This window comes from Cellulomonas sp. P4_H4, assembly GCF_056400865.1.
Window position 1 is genome coordinate 69,591 of the sequence record NZ_JBFUKL010000009.1, and the last position, 23,189, is coordinate 92,779.

Annotated in this window: 21 protein-coding genes and 1 pseudogene; 11 read left to right on the plus strand and 11 right to left on the minus strand. The window is 71.0% G+C overall.

The features are described from left to right. Positions 1–119 precede the first annotated feature (119 nt). The 3 genes from AC1DPN_RS19250 to AC1DPN_RS19260 are packed head-to-tail and all read left to right on the plus strand — an operon-like array spanning position 120 to position 3,297. Positions 120–1,589 carry an APC family permease gene (locus tag AC1DPN_RS19250; RefSeq protein WP_477086391.1) on the plus strand — a complete coding sequence of 490 codons (1,470 nt, stop codon included), beginning with the start codon at positions 120–122 and terminating at the stop codon, positions 1,587–1,589. Further along, a complete protein-coding gene (locus AC1DPN_RS19255) occupies positions 1,586–2,506 on the plus strand; it encodes a universal stress protein (protein ID WP_477086392.1) in 921 nt (306 codons plus the stop codon). The genes AC1DPN_RS19250 and AC1DPN_RS19255 overlap by 4 nt, the downstream gene beginning before the upstream one ends. Beyond that, complete coding sequence (locus AC1DPN_RS19260; protein ID WP_477086393.1) at positions 2,503–3,297, plus strand: arylamine N-acetyltransferase family protein; 795 nt, start codon at positions 2,503–2,505, stop codon at positions 3,295–3,297. Before AC1DPN_RS19255 ends, AC1DPN_RS19260 begins: the two co-directional genes overlap by 4 nt. Positions 3,298–3,299: 2 nt before the next feature. Here the strand turns inward: AC1DPN_RS19260 and AC1DPN_RS19265 are convergent, their stop codons facing one another. Continuing rightward, positions 3,300–3,926 (minus strand): hypothetical protein, encoded by a 627-nt coding sequence (locus tag AC1DPN_RS19265; RefSeq protein ID WP_477086394.1) that lies wholly within the window; start codon positions 3,924–3,926, stop codon positions 3,300–3,302. Between the two features lie 81 nt (positions 3,927–4,007). Between AC1DPN_RS19265 and AC1DPN_RS19270 the strand changes: the two genes are divergently transcribed. Further along, on the plus strand, positions 4,008–4,343 hold the full coding sequence (locus AC1DPN_RS19270; protein WP_477086395.1) for an ArsR/SmtB family transcription factor: 336 nt from the start codon (positions 4,008–4,010) through the stop codon (positions 4,341–4,343). Beyond that, positions 4,340–4,822 carry an SRPBCC family protein gene (locus tag AC1DPN_RS19275; protein ID WP_477086396.1) on the plus strand — a complete coding sequence of 161 codons (483 nt, stop codon included), beginning with the start codon at positions 4,340–4,342 and terminating at the stop codon, positions 4,820–4,822. The genes AC1DPN_RS19270 and AC1DPN_RS19275 overlap by 4 nt, the downstream gene beginning before the upstream one ends. A gap of 6 nt (positions 4,823–4,828) precedes the next feature. On the opposite strand, the gene AC1DPN_RS19280 is transcribed toward AC1DPN_RS19275, so the two are convergent. Next, the gene (locus AC1DPN_RS19280; RefSeq protein WP_477086397.1) at positions 4,829–5,962 is read right to left on the minus strand and encodes an AI-2E family transporter; all 1,134 of its coding nucleotides are present in this window, start codon (positions 5,960–5,962) and stop codon (positions 4,829–4,831) included. Between the two features lie 139 nt (positions 5,963–6,101). Between AC1DPN_RS19280 and AC1DPN_RS19285 the strand changes: the two genes are divergently transcribed. After that, positions 6,102–7,307: an MFS transporter gene (locus AC1DPN_RS19285; protein WP_477086398.1), complete on the plus strand. Its 1,206-nt coding sequence runs from the start codon at positions 6,102–6,104 to the stop codon at positions 7,305–7,307. Further along, positions 7,304–9,544, plus strand: a complete 2,241-nt coding sequence (locus AC1DPN_RS19290) for a DEAD/DEAH box helicase (protein WP_477086399.1) — start codon at positions 7,304–7,306, stop codon at positions 9,542–9,544. The genes AC1DPN_RS19285 and AC1DPN_RS19290 overlap by 4 nt, the downstream gene beginning before the upstream one ends. A 27-nt stretch (positions 9,545–9,571) precedes the next feature. Here the strand turns inward: AC1DPN_RS19290 and AC1DPN_RS19295 are convergent, their stop codons facing one another. Then, positions 9,572–10,432, minus strand: a complete 861-nt coding sequence (locus AC1DPN_RS19295; protein ID WP_477086400.1) for a DNA-3-methyladenine glycosylase family protein — start codon at positions 10,430–10,432, stop codon at positions 9,572–9,574. 82 nt (positions 10,433–10,514) lie between these two features. Here AC1DPN_RS19295 and glsA point away from each other — a divergent pair, with 82 nt between their 5' ends. Continuing rightward, complete coding sequence (gene glsA, locus AC1DPN_RS19300; protein ID WP_477086401.1) at positions 10,515–11,519, plus strand: glutaminase A; 1,005 nt, start codon at positions 10,515–10,517, stop codon at positions 11,517–11,519. A 36-nt stretch (positions 11,520–11,555) separates the two neighbouring features. Here the strand turns inward: glsA and AC1DPN_RS19305 are convergent, their stop codons facing one another. The 4 genes from AC1DPN_RS19305 to AC1DPN_RS19320 all read right to left on the minus strand — a co-directional run bounded on the left by AC1DPN_RS19305 (position 11,556) and on the right by AC1DPN_RS19320 (position 14,319). After that, positions 11,556–12,218, minus strand: a complete 663-nt coding sequence (locus tag AC1DPN_RS19305; RefSeq protein WP_477086402.1) for a copper resistance CopC family protein — start codon at positions 12,216–12,218, stop codon at positions 11,556–11,558. Positions 12,219–12,283: 65 nt separating this feature from the next. Further along, on the minus strand, positions 12,284–12,910 hold the full coding sequence (locus tag AC1DPN_RS19310) for a hypothetical protein (RefSeq protein WP_477086403.1): 627 nt from the start codon (positions 12,908–12,910) through the stop codon (positions 12,284–12,286). A gap of 138 nt (positions 12,911–13,048) precedes the next feature. Continuing rightward, positions 13,049–13,345: a DUF4287 domain-containing protein gene (locus AC1DPN_RS19315; RefSeq protein WP_477086404.1), complete on the minus strand. Its 297-nt coding sequence runs from the start codon at positions 13,343–13,345 to the stop codon at positions 13,049–13,051. Between the two features lie 41 nt (positions 13,346–13,386). Beyond that, a complete protein-coding gene (locus AC1DPN_RS19320; protein ID WP_477086405.1) occupies positions 13,387–14,319 on the minus strand; it encodes an aldo/keto reductase in 933 nt (310 codons plus the stop codon). A gap of 127 nt (positions 14,320–14,446) precedes the next feature. Here AC1DPN_RS19320 and AC1DPN_RS19325 point away from each other — a divergent pair, with 127 nt between their 5' ends. From AC1DPN_RS19325 to AC1DPN_RS19335, 3 genes and pseudogenes are all read left to right on the plus strand, one after another. After that, a complete protein-coding gene (locus tag AC1DPN_RS19325) occupies positions 14,447–15,205 on the plus strand; it encodes a DeoR/GlpR family DNA-binding transcription regulator (protein WP_477086406.1) in 759 nt (252 codons plus the stop codon). Then, positions 15,171–16,448: pseudogene (locus AC1DPN_RS19330) on the plus strand (MFS transporter); the annotation flags it as partial. The gene AC1DPN_RS19325 and the pseudogene AC1DPN_RS19330, both read left to right, overlap by 35 nt. 48 nt (positions 16,449–16,496) lie before the next feature. Further along, complete coding sequence (locus tag AC1DPN_RS19335) at positions 16,497–16,793, plus strand: TFIIB-type zinc ribbon-containing protein (protein ID WP_477086407.1); 297 nt, start codon at positions 16,497–16,499, stop codon at positions 16,791–16,793. Positions 16,794–16,865: 72 nt separating this feature from the next. Here AC1DPN_RS19335 and AC1DPN_RS19340 read toward each other — a convergent pair whose 3' ends face one another. From AC1DPN_RS19340 to AC1DPN_RS19355, 4 genes are read right to left on the minus strand one after another with little or no spacing between them, the layout of a single operon-like run. Continuing rightward, positions 16,866–19,877, minus strand: coding sequence for an alpha-mannosidase (locus AC1DPN_RS19340; RefSeq protein WP_477086408.1), 3,012 nt, complete (start codon positions 19,875–19,877; stop codon positions 16,866–16,868). 28 nt (positions 19,878–19,905) lie between these two features. Further along, positions 19,906–20,799, minus strand: a complete 894-nt coding sequence (locus AC1DPN_RS19345; RefSeq protein ID WP_477086409.1) for a carbohydrate ABC transporter permease — start codon at positions 20,797–20,799, stop codon at positions 19,906–19,908. After that, positions 20,800–21,741, minus strand: a complete 942-nt coding sequence (locus AC1DPN_RS19350) for a carbohydrate ABC transporter permease (protein WP_477086410.1) — start codon at positions 21,739–21,741, stop codon at positions 20,800–20,802. Between the two features lie 7 nt (positions 21,742–21,748). Next, positions 21,749–23,116 (minus strand): extracellular solute-binding protein, encoded by a 1,368-nt coding sequence (locus AC1DPN_RS19355; protein WP_477086411.1) that lies wholly within the window; start codon positions 23,114–23,116, stop codon positions 21,749–21,751. Between the last annotated feature and the right edge of the window lie 73 nt (positions 23,117–23,189).

The following is a 23,189-nucleotide window of genomic DNA, read 5'->3' on the forward strand; positions in this document are numbered from 1 at the left end:
ATGTTCGGAGGCTTCGACGCGACGCCCTCCGCGGTCCCGGTGTTGCCGCCGCCGAGCGCGGCTTCTACCGTGGCGTGACGGCCTGCGGTCGAGGCCCTCCCACCGAGAGGCTCCTGCCCATGAGCGCACCGGCGACCTCTCTGCGGAGTCAGCTCTGGCGGAAGAAGCCGATCACCGCGTACACGGTGAAGTCGAGCGAAGGCCTGGAACGGTCGCTCGGCACGTTCACGCTCATGATGTTCGGCGTCGGCGCGACGGTCGGCACCGGCGTGTTCTTCGTGATGCACGAGGCGGTTCCCGACGCCGGTCCGGCGGTGATCATCTCGTTCGTCCTCGCAGGCATCGCGGCCGGCCTCTCGGCCCTGTCGTACGCCGAGATGGCGTCGGCGGTCCCGGTCTCGGGGTCGACCTACTCCTATGCGTACGCGACGCTCGGCGAGCTCGTCGCGATGGGGGTCGCGGCCTGCCTGCTGCTCGAGTACGGGGTCTCGACGGCCGCCGTCGCGGTCGGGTGGAGCGGGTACCTCAACCAGCTGCTGCACAACCTCTTCGGGTTCGAGGTGCCTCACGCGCTGTCCGCGGCGCCCTGGGACGCCGACCCCGGGTTCATCAACCTGCCGGCCGTTTTCCTCATCGGCTGCTGCGCGCTGCTGCTCGTCCGCGGAGCCTCCGAGTCCGCCAAGGTCAACGCGACGATGGTCGTGATCAAGCTCGCGGTGCTGCTGGTGTTCGTCGCCATCGCGTTCACCGGGTTCGACGCCGACAACTTCGCCGACTTCGCCCCCATGGGCGTCTCGGGCATCACCGCGGCGGCCGGCACGATCTTCTTCACGTTCATCGGCCTGGACGCGGTCTCCACGGCCGGCGACGAGGTGCGTGACCCGCAGCGGACCATGCCGCGGGCCATCCTCGGCGCACTCGGCATCGTCACGACGATCTACGTCCTCGTCGCGGTCTCCGCCCTCGGGACGCAACCGTGGGAGGCGTTCTCGGACGCGGAGCAGGGCGAGGCCGGGCTGGCCAAGATCCTGCAGGACGTGGTCGGCGCATCCTGGCCGGGCACGATCCTGTCGGCCGGCGCGGTCGTCTCGATCTTCTCGGTGACGCTCGTGACGATGTACGGCCAGACGCGCATCCTGTTCGCGATCGGCCGTGACGGGCTGCTGCCGAAGGCGTTCGCGAAGGTCAACCCACGCACGCACACGCCGGTCAACAACACCCTGATCGTGGCGCTCGTCGTCGGGCTGCTCTCGGCGTTCATCCCGCTCGACTACCTGTGGGACCTGGTCTCGATCGGCACGCTCGTCGCGTTCATCGTCGTGTCGCTCGGCGTGCTCATCCTGCGCCGTACCCGTCCCGACCTGCCGCGCGGGTTCAAGGTCCCGGGCTACCCCGTCACGCCGTTCCTGGCCATCGCCGCGTGCCTGTACATCCTGTCCGGCCTGCACTGGTACACGTACGCGTGGTTCCTGGTGTGGCTCGCCGTGGTGCTGGGCTTCTACCTCCTCTGGGGCCGGCGGCACTCGCACCTCGCACTCGGCATCCCCGAGGACGCGGGGGTCGACGAGGTCGACGAGGTCGGCCGATGACCATCGTCGTCGGCGCCAACCCGTTCAGGGACACCCATGCCGCGATCGACCTCGGCATGTCCCTGGTCCGCACCCTCCCGGAGGCCACCCGCTCGCTCGAGCTCGTCGTCGCGACCGTCGTGCCGCCCGGCTGGCAGGCCTCGGCGGCGGCGACGTCCGACGGTGACATGGAGGCGTGGCTCGACGAGCGCACGAGCCGCGCCGAGGCGGCCGCGCTCGCGTTCCTCGGGCCGCGAGCCGACGACGTCACGGTCGAGCTCGTGCGGCTGCAGAACCGCTCGACCTCTCGGGCTCTGGCCGGGCTCGCACACGAACGCGAGGCGACCGCGCTGGTCCTGGGCTCCGCCACCGAGGGCGGTGCGGACGGACGCGTCGTGGTCGGGTCCACCGCCGACCACCTGCTGCACTCCTCGCCGGTCCCGCTCGCGATCGCACCGCGCGGCTACGCGTCCGCCGGAGGCGCGGCCGGTGACTCCGCGCACCGGCTGACCTGCTCGTACGGAGGCGCGTCGGAACAGGCGCCCGCGGTCCGCTGGGCGGCTGCCCTGACCCGGGAGATCGACGTGCGGCTGCGGATCGCGTCGTTCGGCGTGCGGGCGCACACCATGTACCCGCCCGAGATCGGCACCGACATCGAAGCCGAGGTCAACGCGCAATGGCGGGAGCAGGTGGTCGAGGCGCAGGCCGCCCTGCGTGCGTCGATGGGCGGCCTGCTCGACGACGCGACGTTCGTCATCTCCGCCGGGACGAGCTGGTCCGAGGCGCTCACCTCGACCGACTGGATGCCCAACGAGCTGCTGGTCCTCGGCTCGTCGACCAGCGGTACGCTCCGGCGCGTGTTCCTCGGCACCCGCGCGACCAAGATCGTGCGCTGCTCGCCCGTGCCCGTCCTCGTCGTCCCGCGCGAGGCCCTGTGACCGACCAGTGGGGCGTCGACCGGCTCGACCTCGACGCCTACCTCGCCCGCGTCGGACGCGCTGCCGGCGCGTCTCTGGCCGACGTCCACCGATCCCACCTCGCCGCCATCCCGTTCGAGAACCTCGACGTCCTGCTCGGGGTGGGCGTCAGCGTCGACCTGCCCGACATCCAGCGCAAGCTCGTCCTGGGCGGCCGCGGCGGGTACTGCTACGAGCAGGCGCTGCTCCTGGGCGCGGCGCTGGAGCGCCTCGGCTGGACCGTCCACCGGCGGCTCGCCCGGATCGGCGACCCGTCGGTGACGCCCCGACCCCGCTCGCACCTCGTCCTCTTCGTGCTCGTCGACGACGTCTGGCACCTGGCCGACACCGGCTACGGCTCGGGGCTCCTGCTCCCCGTGCCGCTGATCGCCGGCAACGTGGTCGTGCAGGGCGGCTGGACGTTCCGCACCGTCCTGCTCGACGACGGCAGCTGGCAGCTGCACGAGCTGCGGTCGCGACGCTGGTTCACGCACTACACGGTGCCGTCGGAGGACACGTTCCTGGTGGACGTCGCGGCCGCGAACTGGGTCACCTCGACGTCTCCGTCGTCCCGGTTCACGCCGCAGCTCGTCGTCCAGCGCAAGGACGAGTCGCTGACGCACATGCTCACAGGGCGCGAGCTCGTGGTCGAGTCGCCCGCGGGCGTCGTCTCGAAGGCCACGGTCACCGACGACGCGCTCGACGACGTCCTGCGCGCGATGGGCCTGACGATGACGCCCGACCAGCTCGCGGTGCTCGTCGCGACGTTCTGACGTCAGGGCCAGAGCGCTCGCGCCTCGTCGGCGGCCGCGCGGATGGCCGTGGCGTCGAGGATCGTGCTGGTCTCCGGGATGTCGCGCTCCGGCCACGCGCACACGGCACGCAGGTCGCCCGGCGGCGGCAGCGGCCACAGCCAGACGTCACGGGACCACCGCTCGCCGTAGTGCATGCTCTGGCTCGCGCCATCCATGACGAGCCCGGCGGGGGTCCAGTCCATCGGGTCCGCCTCGACCGGGACCTGCGTCCACGGCGAGCGGTCCAGCGTGGTGACGCGCTGCCCGTCGGCGTACTCGAAGCCCCAGCGCAGCCCGCCCTGCGGCAGGCCCAGGTGCAGCATCCCCCGCCCGTGCGTCACGTCCAGCTGGCCGAGGACGCGCGTGCGTTCGCGCATCGACGTGTGCCGGATCCGTACGTCGATCCGGAAGACGACGCCCTGAGGGAACACGCGGACGTCCTCGAGGCGAACCACGGTGCTCGCAGACCGGCCGAGCTCGACGGTGAGGTGGAGGGTCCCCGGCAGCAGGTCGCGCGGCTGGCCGGCCCACACGGGCTCGAGCACCTCGACGTCGTCGGCGTCCTCGGGCTCGGTCGGCGACTCGAACGGCGGGAAGAAGGAGGACATCACTCCATGATGTCGGACGCGGCCAGGATGGGCACGAGGTTGTTGTTGCACCTTCTGGTTCAGTGTCGTATGGTGAACCGTATGGTTCAGCAAGAGGTTCTCGACCGGCTCTACTCGGCGCTCGCCGACTCGACCCGCCGCGACATCCTGGTCCGCCTCGGACAGGGACCAGCGACGATCGGGGAGCTGGCCGAGCCGCACCAGATGAGCCTGACCGGCATGAAGAAGCACGTGCAGGTCCTCGAGGACGCCGGGCTGGTGAGCACTGAGAAGGTCGGCCGGTCCCGGCAGTGCCGCCTGGGCGCCGAACGACTGGACGACGCCATGGCATGGATCACCTTCTACCAGCGGCTCTGGGAGCGTCGTCTCGACGGCCTGGACGCCTACTTCACACTCGAGAGAGGGACGGACCAGTGACCACCAGCTCTGCCACAGACGAAGGAACCATCGAGCTGCGCCTGACGCGCGTGCTCCCCGCGACGCCCGAGGCGGTCTTCGACGCCTACACCGACGCCGAGAAGCAGAAGATCTGGTTCTCGATCCTCGACGAGACGCCCGGCATCGTCGAGATCGAGGTCGACCTGCGCGTCGGTGGAACGCAGACCGCCGTCTGGGGTCCGGACCGCGACACGCTCTTCCGGGAGACCCAGACGTTCCGCCTGATCGAGCCGCCCCAGGGCGACCGCGCCGGCCGGCTCGTCACGGAGTCGTCCGGGAGCAGCCCCGACGGCATGACCATGACGACGCAGATCGACATCACGTTCGAGGCCGTCGACGCCGGCACGCTCATGACCGTCGTGCAGAGCGGGTTCCCGTCGGTCGAGGTCCGCGACTTCTTCGCGTCGATGGCCTGGGTCGGGGCGCTGGACCGGATCGAGGCGTTCCTCACGCGCTGAGGACGGTCAGGCGGTCGCCTCGGCGGGCGTCGGCGGGCGCTCGTCCGGGCGAGCCTCGAGCTGCGGCTCGTCGGGCACGGCGTCGTCGGGCGAGACCGGCTCCTTGGGTCCGGTCTCGCCCGACAGCCAGAAGAAGAACGCGTTCGACGAGTTCTTCTGCAGCAGGAGCGCCCGGGTCAGCAGCGTCATCGGGACGGCCAGGATCGCGCCCAGCGGGCCGATGATGAACGTCCAGAAGACGACCGAGACGAAGCTCAGCGTGAGCGTGATGTTCACCGCGTCGGAGACGAACCGCGGCTGCACCATCACCTGGAGCGTCACGTTCACGAGGCAGTAGATGACCAGCACCGCGAGCGCCAGCTGCCACCCGCCGGTCACGAAGCCCAGGATCAGCGGCGGGATGAGGCCGATGACGAAGCCGATGTTCGGGATGAAGTTGGTGACGAACGCGAGGATCGCCCACACCGCGGCGGCGGGGATGCCGAGCCAGAAGAGCGCGAGCCCGTCGATGACCGCGACGATGCCACCGAACGTCGCACTCACCACGAAGTAGCTGCGTACGCCCCGGTTGAAGATCGTCGCGCGCTCCAGGACGTCCGACTTCGTGGGCAAGAACGCCGGGCGCCCGCGGTCGTAGCGTGCGGCGTCGACACCCATGAAGATCACGTACGCCAGGACGAAGAAGAACGAGCCGGCGATGCTGAGCACCGTGGTGGCGACCGAGCTCGCGGCACCGATGACCTGCGACGGGTTGATCTCGCTCGTGATGGAGCTCGCGGTGTCCTGGTCGACGCCGATCGAGGCGAGCCAGGTGGTCAGGTCCCCGACGGACGACTGGATCTCGTCGGCGTAGTCCTGCACGAGGTTCGCGAACCGGATGCCGGCGAAGACGAGCATCGCCACGAGGATCGCCAGGATCAGGTACACCGACACGATCACCGCGGTCGTGGCCATCCACGGCTTCCAGCCGCGACGCTCGAGCGGGATCCGGATCGGGTGGCAGATGATGACCAGCACCACGGCCAGGATGATCGGCGCGAGGAAGCCGCCCGCCGCGTGCAGGCCCGCCAGCGTGACGACGAAGGCGGCGAGGGTCAGCAGAGTTCGGGTGGCGGGCGCGAGGCCCAGAGGCGAAGCCATCGGGCGCGCTCCTTCGCGAGAGCTGGACGAGGACGGGACGAACGATCGCAAGATACAAGGATTCCGGCCCCGCGCGCGGGATCTCCCGTCCTGGACCGCTCGCCGGTCCGGTGTCACCAGGGCGTGCGAGCATGCGGTCGTGACCAGGGACACCGAGCGCGAGCAGCCCAGCGCCGTCCACTGGCAGCCCGGGACCGTCCGCGAGGCCACCGGCGGCATCGTCGCGCTGGGGCTGGCCACCTTCGTCGCGATCACCACCGAGCTCGTGCCTGTCGGTCTGCTCCCGCAGATGAGCGACGACCTCGAGGTCACCGAGTCGATCGCCGGCCTCCTGGTCACCGTCTACGCGTTCATGGTCGCCGCGCTCGCCGTCCCCCTGGTCCTCGCCACGCGGCGGCTGCCGCGCAAGGGACTCCTGCTCGGCACGCTGGTCGCCTACACGGCCAGCAACGCGCTCGTCGCGATCGCCCCGTCCTTCGGGGTCGTCGCGGGAGCCCGGGCGCTCGGCGGGGTCGCGCACGCGATCTTCTTCTCCGTGGCCATCGGCTACGCGTCCCGCCTGGTCAGCCAGCAGTTCACGGGGCGCGCGCTCGCCCTGGTCACCGCAGGCGCGTCCGCGGGGTTCGTGCTCGGGGTGCCGCTGTCCACCACGCTCGGCGCGGCGGTCGGGTGGCGAGCGGCGTTCGCGGTGCTGGGCGGCGCGTGCGCGGTCGCGGTCGTCCTGGTCGCTCTCTTCCTGCCGGCCGTCGCCGGGGGAGGAGCACCGGTCGCCGACGAGGCGCGCAGCACCAACCGCGCCAGGCTCGCGCTCGTCGCCACGACGAACTCGCTGACCTACCTCGGCCAGTACACCGTCTACACGTACGTCGCGGTCCTGCTGCTCGCGGCCGGGCTCGGCGAGGTCGCGGTCGGCCCGGTGCTGCTCGGCCTGGGCGCGCTCGGCCTCGTCGGCACCGCCTACTCCGTCGCTGCCCTCGACAAGCGGCCGCGTCGGAGCACGATCCTCGTCCTGACCTCGGTCGCGCTCGGCCTGCTCGCGCTCGGCCTGCTGTTTCCCTCGCTCGCCGGTGTGCTCGTCGCCGCTGCCGTCTGGTCCGCCGGCTTCGGCGCAGTCGCCTCGGTGTTCCAGACGGCGGCGATCCGGACCCGGGGCGCCTCGCCCGACGTCATCGGCGCGCTCGTGAACAGCACCGCCAACATCGGGATCGGTGGCGGCGCCGCGCTCGGTGCGCTCGTGCTCGCCGGTCCCGGGCTCGAGTGGCTGCCATACCTCGGCGCGGCGATCGTCGCGGCCGGGCTGGTCGTGGTGCTGACGTCGCGACGAGCCTTCCCGGCGGCGCCGTGAGCGACGCTCTGCGCGAGCCCGTGCCGGGGCCGGGCGCCCTCGTCGCGCGGCACGCCGCACTCGCGGCCGACGCATCCGCCGTTCTTGCCGCCGTCGACGACGCGATCGCCGCGACGACCGCGCTGGTCGCCGAGCGCCGCGAGGTCCAGGTCCGCCAGGAGCTCACGCGGATCGGGGTCGAACGGCTCGGTGAGCTGACGGAGAAGAACCTGCGCCTGCGTGCCCTGGCCGACGCCGGGTACGTCACGGCCGCGGACCTCTTCGGCCGCACCCCGGAGCAGCTCGACGCCGCCCCGGGCGTCGGCCCGCAGACTGCCCGGACCGTCGTCGCCGCGGTCGCTCAGCTCGCCGACACGATCCGGGCCAGCACGTCCGTCCGTATCGAGCCGGACCGCACCGGCCGCCGCGACGCGTCGTCGGACGCCGAGCTCCTCCGGCTGCTGCACCGGCTCCACCGTCTGCGCCCTCTGGTCGAGCCGCACCGCAGACGCCTCACCGAGTACACGTCCTCGGTGCGGGACCAGCTGCCCGACGCACGCCGGGCCACCCACCCGATCCGCCTCGCCCTGTCTCGCAGGCGGACCAAGATCCGCACCCAGGCAGCACTCGCGGCGCTCGCCGGGTGGGATGCGCGGCTCGACGGCCCGCCGGTCTTCGTCGAGAGCCTCGTCGGCCAGTGCCGGGAGCCAGAACCGCCGGCCGCCGTGCTCTGGAGCGACTTCGAGCAACACAGCCCCGTCTACTACTCGACGCTCGAGTCGATCGTCCCGGTCGGGGACCAGACGCTCGCAGCACGGGGGCTGCTGGCCACCGAGCTGGCCGACCTGGTGGCCGCGCAGCAGCTCGACACGCGGGCCCTGCGCGTGGAGCTGCGCGGGTACCAGGCGTTCGGCGCGCGCTTCATGCTCCGTCAGGGCCGCGCGCTGCTCGGCGACGAGATGGGTCTGGGCAAGACCGTCCAGGCGCTCGCCGTCATGTCGTCGCTCGTCGCCGAGGGCCAGCACAGGTTCCTCGTCGTGTGCCCCGCGAGCGTGCTGGTCAACTGGATGCGGGAGGTCTCCGCGCACAGCACGCTCGTCCCGCACCGGCTGCACGGCCAGGACCGTGACGACGCGATCGAGGCGTGGCTGAGCACGGGCGGCGTCGGGGTGACGACGTACGAGGGCCTCGCCCACGTCCCGGTGTCCCCGGTGGGGCTCCTCGTGGTCGACGAGGCGCACTACGTGAAGCACCCGACCGCGCTCCGGTCGACGCTCGTCGCGCAGTGGACGTCGCAGGTGCGTCGCGTCGCGTTCCTCACGGGTACGCCTCTGGACAACGAGCTCGAGGACTTCCTGTCGCTCGTCCGGCAGCTCCAGCCCGAGCTGGAAGGGATGCTGCCGCGCCACCTCGGCCTCGTGAATGCTGACGTGTTCCGGCAGTCGGTGTCGCCGGTCTACCTGCGCCGCAACGCCGAGGACGTCCTGGTCGAGCTGCCCGAGCTCGTGGTCGTCGACGAGTGGGAGGAGCTGTCCCGGGCGGGTTCGGTCGCCTACCGCGCCGCGGTGCGGGACGGCAGCTTCATGGGCATGCGACGCGCGGCGTTCGTCGGACCGGACTCGACCAAGCTCGAACGGCTCCTCGAGATCGTCGACGACGCCGCGCTCAACGGGCGCCGCACCGTCGTGTTCTCCTACTTCCGCGACGTGATCGATGCCGTGGTCTCGGCGTTGGGCGCTCGGCCGGCGGACACCGACGGGTCGGCCGTGCGCGACGCGACCGTCGGCCGACAGGTCTTCGGCCCGCTGACCGGTGACGTCCCGCCAGACGAGCGCCAGGCGATCATCGACGCCTTCTCGGTCGCCGGCGCCGGTGCCGTCCTGGTCGCGCAGGTGACCGTCGGCGGGGTCGGGCTGAACCTGCAGGCGGCGAGCGTGGCGGTCCTCTGCGAACCGCAGCTGACCCCCTCCGCCGAGGCCCAGGCGTTCGCGCGGCTGCACCGCATGGGTCAGGTGCGCACCGTCCGGGCGCACCGGCTGCTCGCGGTGGGCGGGGTCGACGAGCGCATCACCGAGATCCTGGCCGGCAAGCGCACGGTGTTCGACCAGTTCGTGCGCGAGTCGAGCGTCGCCGCGGCCACGGTCCGCGCCGTCGACGTGACCGAGGCCCAGCTGGCCCGCGCGGTCGTGTCGTCGGAGCGAGCACGGCTGGGCTACTCACCGACGTCGGACGCGGTGGTCACCGACCGGCCGTCCTGACGACCGTGAGCGTCGGGGGCCGCGCTCCTACATGTCCGCCGTCGCGCGCAGCGCCACCCCGACCCAGGTGCGCCACGGGCGCCACGCCTCCGCGACCAGCGCCAGCCGGTCGGGTGCGAGCGGCTCGGCCTCGCCGAGGGCGGCCGCGACCGCGCCCCGGACCATGGGCTCGTTGACCGGGAGCACGTCGGTGTGTCCGAGCGCCCGGACAAGCACGAGCTCGGAGTAGAACGGACCGATCCCCTCGAGCTCCTGCAGCTGCTCGCGGGTGCGGTCCGGGTCCTGGGCGCGCAGCGTCGCGGTGTCGAGCTCCCCGTCCAGGGCGGCCCGGGCGATCGCGTGCATGCGGTGCAGCTTGATCTCGGGGATCTGCGAGACGTCGCGCAGGGCGAGCAGCTGCGACGGCAGCGGCAGCGCGGCCAGCTCGACGCCGTCGACCGTGAACGTCCGGCCGTGCGACCTGCCGAGCTGCTCGCGCACGATCGCCATCTGCCGCTGCGGGCGGCGCGCCGACAGCACGGACCAGAGCAGCGCCTCGTAGGCGGAGTAGAACAGCGGCGGACGCAGGCCCGGGCGCTTCGCCTGGGCCGCGCCGACGACGAGGTCGCGCGCACCGAGCTCGTCGTACCCCGTCGCGTCCAGGTCGACGGAGAGCACCCGCGCCACGTGGTCGGCGACGCGCTGCGGCTCCGCCTCACCCAGGACCTCGACCCGCAGGACGTCCGGCGACGGCTGGCGGACCGCCGCGGCGACCTGCTCGGCATACCCGTCCAGGCAGAACGCGAGCCGCATGACGTCGCCGCTGCCCGCGTCGCGACCGCCGAACCCGAAGCCGATGCTCTGCGCGAGGTCGAACTTGCCCTGCAGCGGAATCTCCACGACGGTCATCTCTGCACGCTAGGCCCGATCTCCGACAGTCGGGCGTGGGCGAGCAACCCGATCCGACGCTGACCTGTGCTCCTATGGGCACATGACGAGCGCGGACATCGACCTGGACGTGGTCTCGACCGGCACGCTGCCGCGGCGCGAGCTGGTCGAGCAGCTCATGCAGGACGCGCACGACCGGTACGCGGCCGTCGACGACGGCGAGGTCGCCGACTACATCCCGGCGCTCGCCCAGGCGGACCCCGCGCTGTTCGGGCTGAGCATCGTCTCGGTCGACGGGGCGTCGCACAGCGTCGGCGACGCGCGGTACGAGTTCTCCATCCAGTCGGTCTCCAAGGCGTTCGTCTTCGCCCTCGTCGCCGATGCCCTCGGCCCGGATGCCGTCCTGGAGGCCGTCGGTGTGAACAACACCGGCCTGCCGTTCAACTCGGTCATGGCGCTCGAGCTCAACGGCGGAAGCCCGATGAACCCGCTGGTCAACGCAGGCGCGCTCACCACGACAAGCCTGGCGCCCGGGGCCACGGGCGACGAGAAGTGGGCGTTCGTGCAGGCGGGCCTGTCCGCCTTCGCAGGTCGGCCTCTGGTGCTCGACGAGGCCGTGTACGCCTCCGAGGCCGCGCACAACCGGCGCAACCAGGCGATCGCCCGCCTGCTCGAGAGCTACGGCCGCATCACCCACGACCCCCTCGAGGTCACGGACGTCTACACCCGGCAGTGCTCCCTGCTCGTCTCGGCGTTCGACCTGGCGGTCATGGGGGCGACGCTGGCGGACGGCGGCGTGAACCCCATCACCGGGGAACGCGTGGTCGACGCCGCGATCTGCCACCACGTCCTCGCGGCGCTGGCCACCAGCGGGCTGTACGAGCGCTCGGGCGAGTGGCTGTTCAGCGTCGGGCTTCCCGGCAAGAGCGGGGTGTCCGGCGGCATCGTCACCGTGGCACCCGGCAAAGGGTCGCTGGCCACGTTCTCGCCCCGGCTCGACACGGCGGGGAACAGCGTCAGGGGTCAGCTGGCCACGCGGCACCTGTCCGCGGCGCTCGGGCTCAACCTCTTCGCGTCGCGTCCAGAACCTAGAACCGCGTCCCAGTAGTCGCGCACGTCCTGACGGACGGGTCCGGGCGTCACCTCACTCGTCGTCGGGCCCGCCACGCGGTCGGCGCCGGCGCCAGAGCAGCCACGAGATCACGGCTGCGGCGACGACGACCACGACGATCACGGGCGCACTCGTCTGGTCGTCGGGTGCCTCGTCGGTCGTCTCGTCGGGCGTCGCTACGGGTGTCTCGGTCGGGCTCGAGCTCGGGCTGGCGCTCGGAGTCTCGCTCGGGGTCGGGGTCTCGACGGTCGGCGTCCCGCTCGTCGCCGTGAACGAGAGCTGTCCGGTGATCGGGTGGCCGTCCGCCGAGGTGACCCGCCACGCGACCGTGTAGACACCCGCCGGGCGGGCGTCGACCAGCGTCTGCGTGACCGTCGCGTCGACCAGGAGCGGGTCGCCGGTGCTCACGACCGTGCCGTCCGCGCTCCGCACCTCGACCTGCGTCCCGAGCGCGAGCCCGGGCTCGTCGAATGCCAGCGTCACGTGGTCCGGTGCGACGGCGACCGTCGACCCGTCGGCCGGGTCCGTCGACCGGAGCGCGTTGTGCGCCTGCGCCGAGGTCGCTCCGGCGACCGCGAGCATGCCGAGGATGAGCCCGGCCACGGCAAGGGCGAGGATGCGCGGACGGTGGTGCGTGCTCGAGAGCGCGGGACATGTCGCGACGACTCGGCGGGGACGGCGGTGGATCGAGGGCATGACGAGAGCTCCAGAAGGGGGTGTCGACGGTGGCGGGCGTTCGCGCACGTCGTGGCCCTTCGTGATCAGGCAGCCAGAGCGACGTGCGTGGCCGCGACCGGCGGACCACGCAGCGGGGCGACCACCACGGTGCGGCGACGGGCGACGCGCCGCGTCTCGACCTGGGTAGGAAGGCACGCCGACGCCGGGAGCACCGCGGGCGCGAGAAGGGCGACGAGCGGGCGCAACCAGTGTGCGATCCAGGACAGTGCTCGGTCGGTGCCGGCGATCAGGAGCGCGGTGGCGAGCGTCGCGAGCGCGTGCAGCACGAGCATGGTGGAGGCGCCGAGCAGCGCGCTCGCACCCAGGTGGGACCCGGAGGTGGTGCACGCCAGGTCGACCGTCTGCGCCGCGTGCGCGTGCGTGACCAGCGGGCTCGTCGGCGCGCAGCCCATCGTGCGGAGCAGGTCGAACGCGACGTGCAGGACCACCTGTCCGGTCCCGAGGAGCGCGATCGCGCCGAGCGGCCCGATCCGGCGCCCGCTGAACGGGACCGCCGCTGCCAGCGCCACCGCGGCGAGCGGCCCGAGGACCACGGTGGAGGGCGGCACCCCGCCGCCCAGCACGTGCGCGACCAGCGCGAGGGCAACGGTCGTAGACGCCATGACCGATGCGCGCGCGAGTCGCGCGGATCCGGTCGAGGCTGCAGGCACGGCGCCACGGTACCCGCGGGCGCTGAGCTCCCCTCTCACGCCTCCCGAGACCGGCACTCCGTCACGAGACCGGCACTCGCAACTGCCGGTCTCGTGACGAGCTGACGGTCTCGACCTCAGTCCGCGTCGGGGGCCGCCCTAGGTGCGGGCGGGGTTCGTCGCCTTGCCGTCCAGCCACAGCTCCTCGGACTCGTCCCGGTGCACACCGTCCGTGCCGACGTGCTTGGTGCTGATCGTCGGCCCCTTCTTGATCACGTGCACCAGGGCCATCGCGTGGCCTCGGCCGAGGCCGTAGTCGTCCTTGAGCCAGTCGACGATGACGCCCGCCTTGACGGACGGGTCGTCATAACCGCGTTCCTTGGCGAGCTCGACCAGCTGCCGGGGGACCAGGCCGGTCTTGTCCTCGATGGTGTCGAGATATGCCTGGAAGGACATGGCGTCTCCTTCGTGCCGGCCCACGCGGGGGCCAGGTCGTCTTACGGGACGGAGTGCCCTGCGGCACGGAAGAGCTCGTACCACTCGGCGCGGGTCAGGGGGATGTCGGAGCCCTGCGCCGCACCGCGCACGCGGTCGGGGCTGGTCGTGCCCAGGACCACCTGCATCCGGGCAGGGTGCCGCGTGATCCAGGCGGTCGCGATGGCGATCGCGGGCACGCCGTACTGGGCGGCGAGCCGGTCGATCACGGCGTTGAGCTCGGCGTACTCGGGGTTGCCGAGGAAGACGCCCGTGAAGAAGCCGGCCTGGAACGGGGACCACGCCTGGATGGTGATGTCGTGGAGGCGGCAGTAGTCGACGATGCCGTTGTCGCGGCTGATCGACTGGTCGAGGTCGGCCATGTTCGACGCGACGCCCTGCGCGACGAGCGACGCGTGCGTGATCGACAGCTGCAGCTGGTTGGCGACGATCGGCTGCTCCACGTAGCGCTTGAGCAGCTCGATCTGCCCGGGCGTCTGGTTGGAGACGCCGAACGCACGCACCTTGCCGGACGCCTCCATGGCATCGAACGCGCGCGCGACCTCCTCGGGCTCGACCAGTGCGTCGGGACGGTGCAGCAGCAGGATGTCGATGTAGTCGGTGTTGAGCGCGAGGAGCGACGCCTCGACCGACTCGACGAGGTGCTCGTACGAGAAGTCGAAGTACGGGCCGCTGGGGACGATGCCCGCCTTCGTCTGGATGATGACCTCGGAGCGGTCGGCCGGGGTCAGGCGCAGCGCCTCGGCGAACCGGCGCTCGCAGCCGTGCAGAGGGCTGCCGTACACGTCGGCGTGGTCGAGGAACGCGATGCCCGAGTCGCGGGCCGCGGAGACGAGCTCACGGACCTCGTCGTCGGACTTGTCCTGGATCCGCATCAGCCCGAGCACGACGTTGGGGACGACCATGTCGGTGCCGGGGAGAGTAAAGGTCTTCACAGCGATGTGTTCCTCTCGGTGGTTTTGTCCACCGACGAGACTAATCCTCCACGACGACAGTTGGCGAAGTCGGGCAAACGATCACTCGATACTTGCGTTCGTAAGTTCGTCGCGTATGTTTAAACCCATGGACAGCCCCACCCGCCAGCACCTGATCGTGCAGCGCCTGCGCGAGACCGAACGCCTCGAGGTCGCCGACCTCGCCCTCGAGCTCGAGACCTCGGAGGTCACGGTCCGCCGCGACCTGGACGCGCTCGCGGCGGCCGGCGCCCTGCGACGCGTGCACGGCGGTGCGGTCAGCCTGCTGCTGCGCGGCGAGGAGCTCCCGTTCGCGCTGCGTGAGGTCGAGTCGTCGGCGGCCAAGGAGCGGATCGCCGCGATGGCCGCCGACCTGATCGCGGACGGCGAGGCCGTCATCCTCGACAGCGGCACCACCGGTTTGGCGGTGGCCCGCCGGTTCGTCGGCCGCCGGCTCACCGTCGTTCCCCTGTCGCTGCCCGCCGCGCACGTGCTGTCGGGGAGCGCCGAGACCACGCTCAAGGTTCCCGGTGGCACCTCGCGGTTCGGGGAGGGCTCGCTCGTCGGCCCGATGACGGAGGCCTCGCTGCGGTCCCTGCGGGTCGACACCGCGATCATCAGCTGCTGCGGTCTGTCCCTGGCCGACGGCGTCACCGCGTACGACGACGTCGAGGCCGCCACCAAGCGCGCCGCGATGCTCAGCGCCCGGCGCACGATCCTCGTCGGTGAGGCGGCGAAGTTCGTCCGCACCGCGCTGGCGGTCGTGTGCCCGATCGCGGACTTCGACGTCCTGGTCACCGACGACGAGACCCCGCAGGACACCCTCGACGAGGTCCGCCGGGCCGGCGTGGAGGTGCGCGTTGCGTGACGTCAAGACGTCGGAGACCCGTTCCGACACGAGGGCCCGCGCCGCGGTAGCCGCCCTGTTCTTCACCAACGGGGCGGTCTTCGCGAACCTGTTCCCCGAGTACCCCGCGATCAAGGACGACCTCGGTCTGAGCAACGCGCAGTACGGCCTCGCGATCGCCGCGTTCCCGGTCGGGGCGCTGCTGGCCGGGCTCGCCGCGGGGGTGCTGATCCGGCGGTTCCGCTCGTCACGGGTCTCCGTCGCCGGAACGATCCTCACCGCGGCCGGCGTGCTCGCCGCCGGTGTCTCCGGCACGTGGGCGCTGCTCGCACTCGGGCTCCTGCTGGCCGGTGCGATGGACGCGATCACCGACGTCGCGCAGAACGCCCACGGTCTGCGCGTACAGCGCCGCTACGGTCGCTCGATCCTCAACTCGTTCCACGCGGTCTGGAGCATCGGGGCGGTCACCGGCGGGCTCATGGGTGCCGCCGCGGTCGCGGTCGGCATGTCTCGAGGGCTGCACCTGGGCCTGTCCGCGGTGCTGTTCTCGGTCGTCGTGCTCGGCGCCTACCGCTTCCTCCTGAAGGGTCACGACGAGGAGGACCGGCCGACGTCGGACGCACCCGGCTCCGGGCGCGGCGGCTGGTCGCCGGCCGTCGTCGCCACCATGGCCGCGCTCGTCCTCATCGCCGCGGCCGGTTCGATCGTCGAGGACTCCGGCAGCACGTGGGGCGCGGTCTACCTGTCGACGTCGCTCGGCTCCCCGCTGTCGGTCGCGGCCTTCGGGTTCATCGCGCTGACCGGTGCGCAGTTCGTCGGGCGCACGATCGGCGACCGCATGGTCGACCGCTTCGGGCACCGCGCGATGGCCCGCTCCGGAGGGGCGCTCGTCGCCGTCGGCATGGGTCTCGCGCTCGCGTTCCCGACCGTGCCCGGCACGATCGCGGGCTTCGCGGCCGCCGGGTTCGGCATCGCGACCCTGGTGCCGTCGGCCATGCACGGCGCCGACAGCCTGCCGGGTCTGCGTGCCGGCACCGGACTGGCCGTCCTGTCCTGGCTCATGCGGGTCGGGTTCCTGCTCTCGCCGCCGGTCGTCGGCCTGATCGCCGACCAGACCTCGCTCCGTGTCGGTCTCCTCGTCGTGCCGGTCGCCGGGCTCATCGTGGTCGCCGCCGCGCAGGTGCTCGACACGCGGCGGGGACCCGCCGCCGCACCGGTGGAGACGACCACGGCCACGGTTCCGGAAACCCTCGAGCGCCTCTGATCGTTCACCGGGGAAGCCAGACACCAGAGTCCCTTGGAGGAGCTCCCCATGATCTGTCCCAAGTGCGGCGCCGAGATGCGGATGTACGAGCGCAACGGCGTGACCGTCGACCAGTGCACCGGCTGCCGAGGTGTGTTCCTGGACCGCGGCGAGCTCGAGCGGCTGATCGACGCGGAGGGTGCCTACTACGGATCCCCGCAAGCACAGCAGCCGCAGACCCGGCCGCAGGCCCAGCCCCAGGGCCAGCCCCCTCGCACCGACGACCGCTACCGGAGCGACGACGACTACTACCGCGCCAAGAAGAAGAAGAGCCCGGGCAGCTTCCTCGAGGACCTGTTCGGCTAGCCCGGGCGTCGTGGTGCGGCGGAGGTTCTCCCGTTCCTCCGCCGCACCAGGGTGTCCCGCGTCGGGGTCCCCTCAGACCCGCGGCAGGCGCAGGGTGACGATCTGGAACGGGCGCAGTGCGAGCTGCACCGCCTCGTCGGCCGCGGCGACCCCCGGCGCCTCGACGTCCCGCTCCAGCAGGTCCACGGCTCGCGCACCCGCCACGGCGAACGACGGGGTGAGCGTGGCCTTGGCATGTCCGCCGAGCGACTCGTAGAGCCGCACGATGACGTCCCCGCTGCGGTCCTCGGCCAGCTTGACGGCCTCGACCACGATCGCCGGGTTGTCGACGACGACCAGCGGGGTCACCGGTCCGGCACCCTGCACGACGCGCGCCGGCAGGTTGGTCCGGTAGCCGTCCTCGATCGCCGCGGCGATGTCCGCGCCAGGGTGCAGCACCGTCGTGAGCCGGTGGTGGCCCTGGTCGGCCTCGGGGTCGGGGAAGACCGGCGCCCGCAGGAGCGAGAGGCGGACAGTCGTGCCCGTGCCGCCCTCTCGCCGCGTCACGTCGTGCCCGTACGTGGCGTCGTTGGCGATCGAGACGCCGTAGCCGGCCTCACCGACGTGCAGCCAGCGGTGCGCGCAGATCTCGAACCGGGCCGCGTCCCACGACGTGTTGGTGTGCGTCGCGCGGAACACGTGGCCGAACTGCGTCTCGGCCGCGGACCGGTCGGCGTGCACGTCCAGCGGGAACGCGAGCTTGAGCAGCTTCTGCCGCTCGCGCCACTCGATGTCTGTGACGATCTCGATCGCCGCGCTGCCCCGCCGGAACGTGAGGTCCTGCACCACGACCGACGATCCGAACGCCCTCGTGGTCCGCACCACGACGACGTCGGCGGTCTCGGTGACCACCTCGCGGGAGTCCGCGTCGAGCAGGTCGGTCGCGACCCGGCGGTACTCGGTGTCGATGTCCCACGCGTCCCACTTGGCGGGGGTGTCCCGGTGCAGCTGCAGGAGGTTGGCCAGGGAGCCCGCGGGGACGACCTCGCGGTCCGCGACCAGGTCGACCAGCGAGTCGATCTGACCGCCCGGAGTCACGTGCACGTCGATCAGGCCGTTGCGCACGCGGATGCTCCCGCCCTCGCCGCGGACGAGGTGGACCGGGTCGCCGACCGGCTCCGCGACCGGTGCAGCGCCGAGCGCCGGCACGCCGTCGCGGGTGTGCGGTGCGGCGTTGAGCAGCAGCGGGGTGTCCCCGGACCCGACGACCGCAGCCGTCGATTCCGAGATGAGGGTCTCGAGCTCGCCGCCCACGCGGGCGTACGTCTCCTCGGCCTGGCGGTGCACCCAGCCGATCGAGCTGCCCGGCAGGATGTCGTGGAACTGGTGCAGGAGCGCGGTGTGCCAGATCGTCTCGAGCTCGTCGTACGGATACTCGGTCCCGTTCTGTACAGCGGCCGTGGCGGCCCACAGCTCCGCCTCACGCAGGAGGTGCTCCGTGCGCCGGTTGCCCTGCTTGGTGCGCGCCTGCGAGGTGTACGTCCCGCGGTGGAACTCGAGGTACATCTCGCCCGACCACACGGCCGGGTGCGTGAACTGCGACTCCGCACGCTCGAAGAACGTGTTCGGGCTGCCCAGCTCGACGCGCGGCGCACCCTCGAGGTTCTCGAACCGTCGTGCCGACGCGATCATCTCCCGCGTCGGGCCGCCACCGCCGTCCCCCCAGCCGAAGGGCACGATCGACGACGCGGCGACGCCCTTCTCGTTGAAGTTCGCCTCGGTGTGCAGCAGCTCCTTGGCGGACAGGTCCGAGTTGTACGTGTCGACCGGCGGGAAGTGCGTGAGCACGCGCGAGCCGTCGATGCCCTCCCACGTGAACGTGTGGTGCGGCATGCGGTCGGTGTCGTTCCAGGACAGCTTCTGGGAGACGAACCACCTGGACCCCGCGGCGCGGACGATCTGCGGGAGGGCGCCCGAGTACCCGAAGGAGTCGGGGAGCCAGACGTCCTGGGTCTCGACGCCGAACTCCTCCAGGAAGAACCGCTTGCCGGCCACCATCTGCCGGGCCATCGCCTCCGAGCCGGGCATGTTGGTGTCCGACTCGACCCACATGCCGCCCACGGGCACGAACTGTCCGGCGGCGACCTTCTTGCGGATGCGGTCGAAGATGTCCGGGTAGAACTCCTTCATCCACGCGTACTGCTGGGCCGACGAGCACGCGAACACGAAGTCCGGGTCGGCGTCCATGAGGGCCAGCACGTTGGAGAACGTGCGCGCGCACTTCCGGACGGTCTCGCGCAGCGGCCACAGCCACGCCGAGTCGATGTGCGCGTGCCCGACCGCGATCGCGCGGTGAGCCGACGCCGAGGCGGGGGCGTCGAGCAGGGGACGCAGAGCGGACCGAGCCGCTGCGGCGCCGCCGGGCACGTCGTGCGGGTCGACCAGGTCGATCACCGCGTCGAGCCCGTACCGGATGGCGGCCCGGCGCGTGGACTCCGCCGGCAGCTCCTTCATCAGCCCCACCAGGGCGACGAGGTCCTGCCACAGCTCCCACACCGCGATGTCACGCAGCGCGACGTCGACGACCTTGAGCTCGTACTGGGGCTCGGTGCCGGCGGTCGCCAGGTCGCCGTACGGCGTCGGGACGAAGCCGAAGTTGCTCGCGATGTTCGGGTTGCCCGCGGCCTCGACGAAGACGTCGATCGCGGCCCCCTCCGACCAGGGGACCGCCTGGTTGAACGGCGAGACGCCCTTGATCGTCGTTCCGTCTGTGCGCCAGACCAGTCCCTCGGCCTGGAAGCCGGGGTTGTCCTTGTTGAAGCCCAGGTCGATCACGAGCTCGACCGACGTGCCCGCGGCGGGCCACCCCTCGGGGACGGCACCGGTGACGTGGAACCAGGTCGTGCTCCAGGGAGCACCCCAGGCCAGACCTGGGCCGACCGGCTCGAACGACTGGCTGACCGCGTCGCGGAACAGCACCGGTTCACCGGGTGCGGACCATGCCGTCAGGTCGAGCGCCACCCGGTCGCGGTAGATCGCCGGGACGATCCGCTCGGCCACGAACCGGTCGATCCGGGCCTCGGTGAGCAGGGGGTTGCCGTGCATGTGCTCCTCTTTCCGTACGTGTGTGGTGTCAGCCCTTGACGGCGCCGGCCATGGCGAACGAGCCACCGGACAGCCGTTGGACCAGCAGGTAGAGCGCCAGGACGGGAGCGGCGTACAGGATCGAGAAGGCCGCGAGCTTCCCGTACGCGACCGATCCGTAGGTCCCGAAGAAGTTGAAGATGGCCACTGCAGCCGGCTGGTTCTCCGGGCTGAACAGCAGGACGAACGGGACGAAGAAGTTCCCCCACGCCGTCGTGAACGAGAAGATGAAGACCACGGCGATGCCCGGCCTCATCAGCGGCAGGACGATCGCCACCAGTGCCCGCATCGCGCTCGCGCCGTCCACCCACGCCGCCTCCTCGAGGGAGATCGGCACCGAGTCCATGAAGTTCTTCGTCATCCAGATCGACATGGGCAGCCCGGCGGCGGCCATGAAGAAGATGGTCCCGGGCACCGAGTCGAGCAGGTGCAGGTATACGAAGAGCGAGTAGACCGGCACCATCATCGCGGTGATCGGCAGGCCGGTCGCGAAGAGGATGGTGTAGAGGAACGAGCGCCGGAACCGCATCTGGTAGCGCGACAGCGGGTACGCCGCGAGCACCGAGACGACGACGGTGATGAGCGCGGTGCCCATCGAGATGACGAACGAGTTCCACAGCGGCAGAAGCGTCTGCTGGTAGGTGAACACGTCCTTGAAGTTGTCGAACGTCGGGCTCTCCGGCACCTTCACGCCGACCGTGGCAGCCGGGTCGAACGCCGAGAGCAGGATCCAGGCGAGCGGCACCAGGAACGTGAGGCCGATGAGCCCGAGGATCAGCGTGCTGACCCACTTCACGTTCCGGCTGCGCGGGGCGGCCAGCGCCGTCTGCTCCCGCAGCGTCGGCGGGACGATCGGAGGTGCAGGGGTGTCAATGACGGACATCTAGTCCACCTCCGGCTTCAGCGCCTTGATGTACACGACCGAGAAGATCGCTCCGATGAGCAGCGTCACGGTCGCGATGGCGGTGCCGTAGCCCACCTGCGAGAACTTGAACGCCTCCTGGTACGCGAGCACCGGCAGCGTGGAGCTGTTGGTGCCCGGCCCGCCGCCCGTCATCACCCAGATCAGCGTGAACACGCCGAGCGTCTGGAGCGTGGTGAGCATGAGGTTGGTCGAGATCGACCGCCGGATCATCGGCAGCGTGATCTGGAAGAAGCGCTGGAACATGTTCGCCCCGTCGATCTCCGCCGCTTCCGTGATCTCGGGCGGCACCTCGGCGAGCGCCGCGTTGTAGACCATCATCGAGAAGGCCGTCCCCCGCCAGATGTTCGCCATGATGACCGCGAACATCGGGAAGGTGATGAGCCACGTGGTGTTCGCTATCCCGAACCAGCCGAGCATCGTGTTGAGCGTGCCGTCGGTGGAGAAGAAGGCGTAGAGCGCGAACGCCGCGACGATCTCCGGCAGGACCCAGGCGCAGACGACCAGGCCACCGACGATGGACCGCATGGGCTTCGCCGCCGACCGCATGAGCAGCGCCAGCAGCATCCCCAGGACGTTCTGCCCGATCACGGCCGAGGCCAGCACGAACAGGACGGTGAGCCAGAGCGACTTCCAGAAGTCGGCGCTCGAGAACAGGTTGGCGTAGTTCTCGAGCCCGATGAACTGCGGGTTCGCCGCCTTGTAGCCGGTGAGTGCCGTGTTGGTCAGCGACCCGTAGAGCGACCAGACGATCGGGCCGGCCAGGAAGATCGCGAGCAGGGCGACGGCGGGGCCGAGCGGGAGGATCCGGAAGAACCCGTCGCGGCGGGACCGCCGCCGCGGGCGGGGGCTCTGGTGCCCCCGCCCACGGCCTGCCTGCGTCGGCAGTGCGAGATCAACCACGACGGAGTCAGTCCGTCGTCGTGGTGTTGTCGTCGCCGACGATGCCCTTCACGGCCTCGTCGTACGCCTTCGCCGCATCCTCGGCCGACTGCTGGCCGGTCGCCATCGCCTCGGCTGCGACCTGGATGTTCGACGAGATCTGCGAGTAGTCCGGCGTCGCCGGGCGGAAGTGCGTCACGTCGACCAGGTCGGAGAAGAACGCGAACGACGGGTTGTAGGAGACGTACGCCGGGTCCTCCGCGACGTCCTTGCGGACGGCGATCTGGCTGTTCTCGGTGTCGTACTTGAAGGTGTTCTCCTTGTTCAGCGCGGTCGTGATGAAGTCGAACGCCGCCTGCTTGTCCTTCGCGTTGGCACCGACCGCGAGCGTCCAGCCGCCCGACATCGACGTCGCGCCCGGGTCGGAGCCGTCCTGAGTCGGCATCTTCGCCATGCCCATGGTCTGCTCCCACTCCGGCCACGCGTTCTCGCCGGAGATCCAGCCACCGGGCACCCACGAGCCGTCGATCGCCATGGCGAGCTTGCCCTGGGGCAGCAGCTCGGTGCTGACGCGGTTGCCGACCGCCGCGTCGAGCGCGATGTCCAGCGGCGGCGCGAGCTCCTCGCCGTAGACCGTCTTCACGAAGTCGAGCGAGTCCTTGAAGCCCTGCGAGCCCACGACCCACTTGCTCGAGTCGGTGTCGTACAGCGTGTCCTTCGTCCCGTACAGGAGCATCTCGAAGCCCTGCATCGTGGTGGCCTCACCGGCCGCCTTGCCCGCGTAGATGTTCAGCGGGATGACGTCCGGGACCTTCTCCTTGACGGTCTTGGCCGCCGAGATGATGTCGTCCCAGTTCTCCGGCTGCCAGTCGGCGGGGAGCCCGGCCTGCTCGAAGATGGTCTTGTTGAAGTAGATGGCGCGGGTGTCGGTGCCCATCGAGACGCCGTAGGTCTTGCCGTCGTCGCCGAGGCCGGCCTGCTTGGCGTTCTCGTAGAACTGGCCCCACTCGTCCCACTTGGCCAGGTAGTCGTCGATCGGGGCGAGGTAGCCGGCCGCGGCGTCCGAGCGGATCTGGAACGTGTCCTCGTAGATCACGTCGGGAGCGGTCTCCGGGGAGCCGTTCATGAGTGCGAGCTTGGTGAAGTACTGGTCCTGCTCCGCCTCGATGGGCTGCAGGTCGATCGTGATGCCGGGGTTGGCGTCCTCGAACTGGGTCTTCGCCACCTGCAGCATGTCGTCGAGCTGGTGGAACGCGGTGGTCTTCTGGTACGCGACCGTGACGGTCGTGTCACCGCCGCTGGCGTCGTCGCTGCTGCCGCCGTCGCCGCTGCTGCACGCGGTGAGCGCGCCGAGCGCCACGACCGAGACCATTGCCATCGTTGACTTGAGACGCATGGGGGCTCCCTTGCTCCTGTGCTTCCTCGCGTGCCGGGCTTCGTCGCCGCACGTCGCGTAATATTAACGCGAA

What these genes read in the sequence shown, in the direction of transcription:
- AC1DPN_RS19250 (WP_477086391.1), top strand. Translation starts at nt 120, where the DNA reads ATGAGCGCACCGGCGACCTCTCTGCGGAGTCAGCTCTGGCGGAAGAAG.
- AC1DPN_RS19255 (WP_477086392.1), top strand. Translation starts at nt 1,586, where the DNA reads ATGACCATCGTCGTCGGCGCCAACCCGTTCAGGGACACCCATGCCGCG.
- AC1DPN_RS19265 (WP_477086394.1), bottom strand. Translation starts at nt 3,926, where the DNA reads ATGTCCTCCTTCTTCCCGCCGTTCGAGTCGCCGACCGAGCCCGAGGAC.
- AC1DPN_RS19270 (WP_477086395.1), top strand. Translation starts at nt 4,008, where the DNA reads ATGGTTCAGCAAGAGGTTCTCGACCGGCTCTACTCGGCGCTCGCCGAC.
- AC1DPN_RS19280 (WP_477086397.1), bottom strand. Translation starts at nt 5,962, where the DNA reads ATGGCTTCGCCTCTGGGCCTCGCGCCCGCCACCCGAACTCTGCTGACC.
- AC1DPN_RS19295 (WP_477086400.1), bottom strand. Translation starts at nt 10,432, where the DNA reads ATGACCGTCGTGGAGATTCCGCTGCAGGGCAAGTTCGACCTCGCGCAG.
- glsA (WP_477086401.1), top strand. Translation starts at nt 10,515, where the DNA reads ATGACGAGCGCGGACATCGACCTGGACGTGGTCTCGACCGGCACGCTG.
- AC1DPN_RS19305 (WP_477086402.1), bottom strand. Translation starts at nt 12,218, where the DNA reads ATGCCCTCGATCCACCGCCGTCCCCGCCGAGTCGTCGCGACATGTCCC.
- AC1DPN_RS19315 (WP_477086404.1), bottom strand. Translation starts at nt 13,345, where the DNA reads ATGTCCTTCCAGGCATATCTCGACACCATCGAGGACAAGACCGGCCTG.
- AC1DPN_RS19325 (WP_477086406.1), top strand. Translation starts at nt 14,447, where the DNA reads ATGGACAGCCCCACCCGCCAGCACCTGATCGTGCAGCGCCTGCGCGAG.
- AC1DPN_RS19335 (WP_477086407.1), top strand. Translation starts at nt 16,497, where the DNA reads ATGATCTGTCCCAAGTGCGGCGCCGAGATGCGGATGTACGAGCGCAAC.
- AC1DPN_RS19340 (WP_477086408.1), bottom strand. Translation starts at nt 19,877, where the DNA reads ATGCACGGCAACCCCCTGCTCACCGAGGCCCGGATCGACCGGTTCGTG.
- AC1DPN_RS19345 (WP_477086409.1), bottom strand. Translation starts at nt 20,799, where the DNA reads ATGTCCGTCATTGACACCCCTGCACCTCCGATCGTCCCGCCGACGCTG.
- AC1DPN_RS19355 (WP_477086411.1), bottom strand. Translation starts at nt 23,116, where the DNA reads ATGCGTCTCAAGTCAACGATGGCAATGGTCTCGGTCGTGGCGCTCGGC.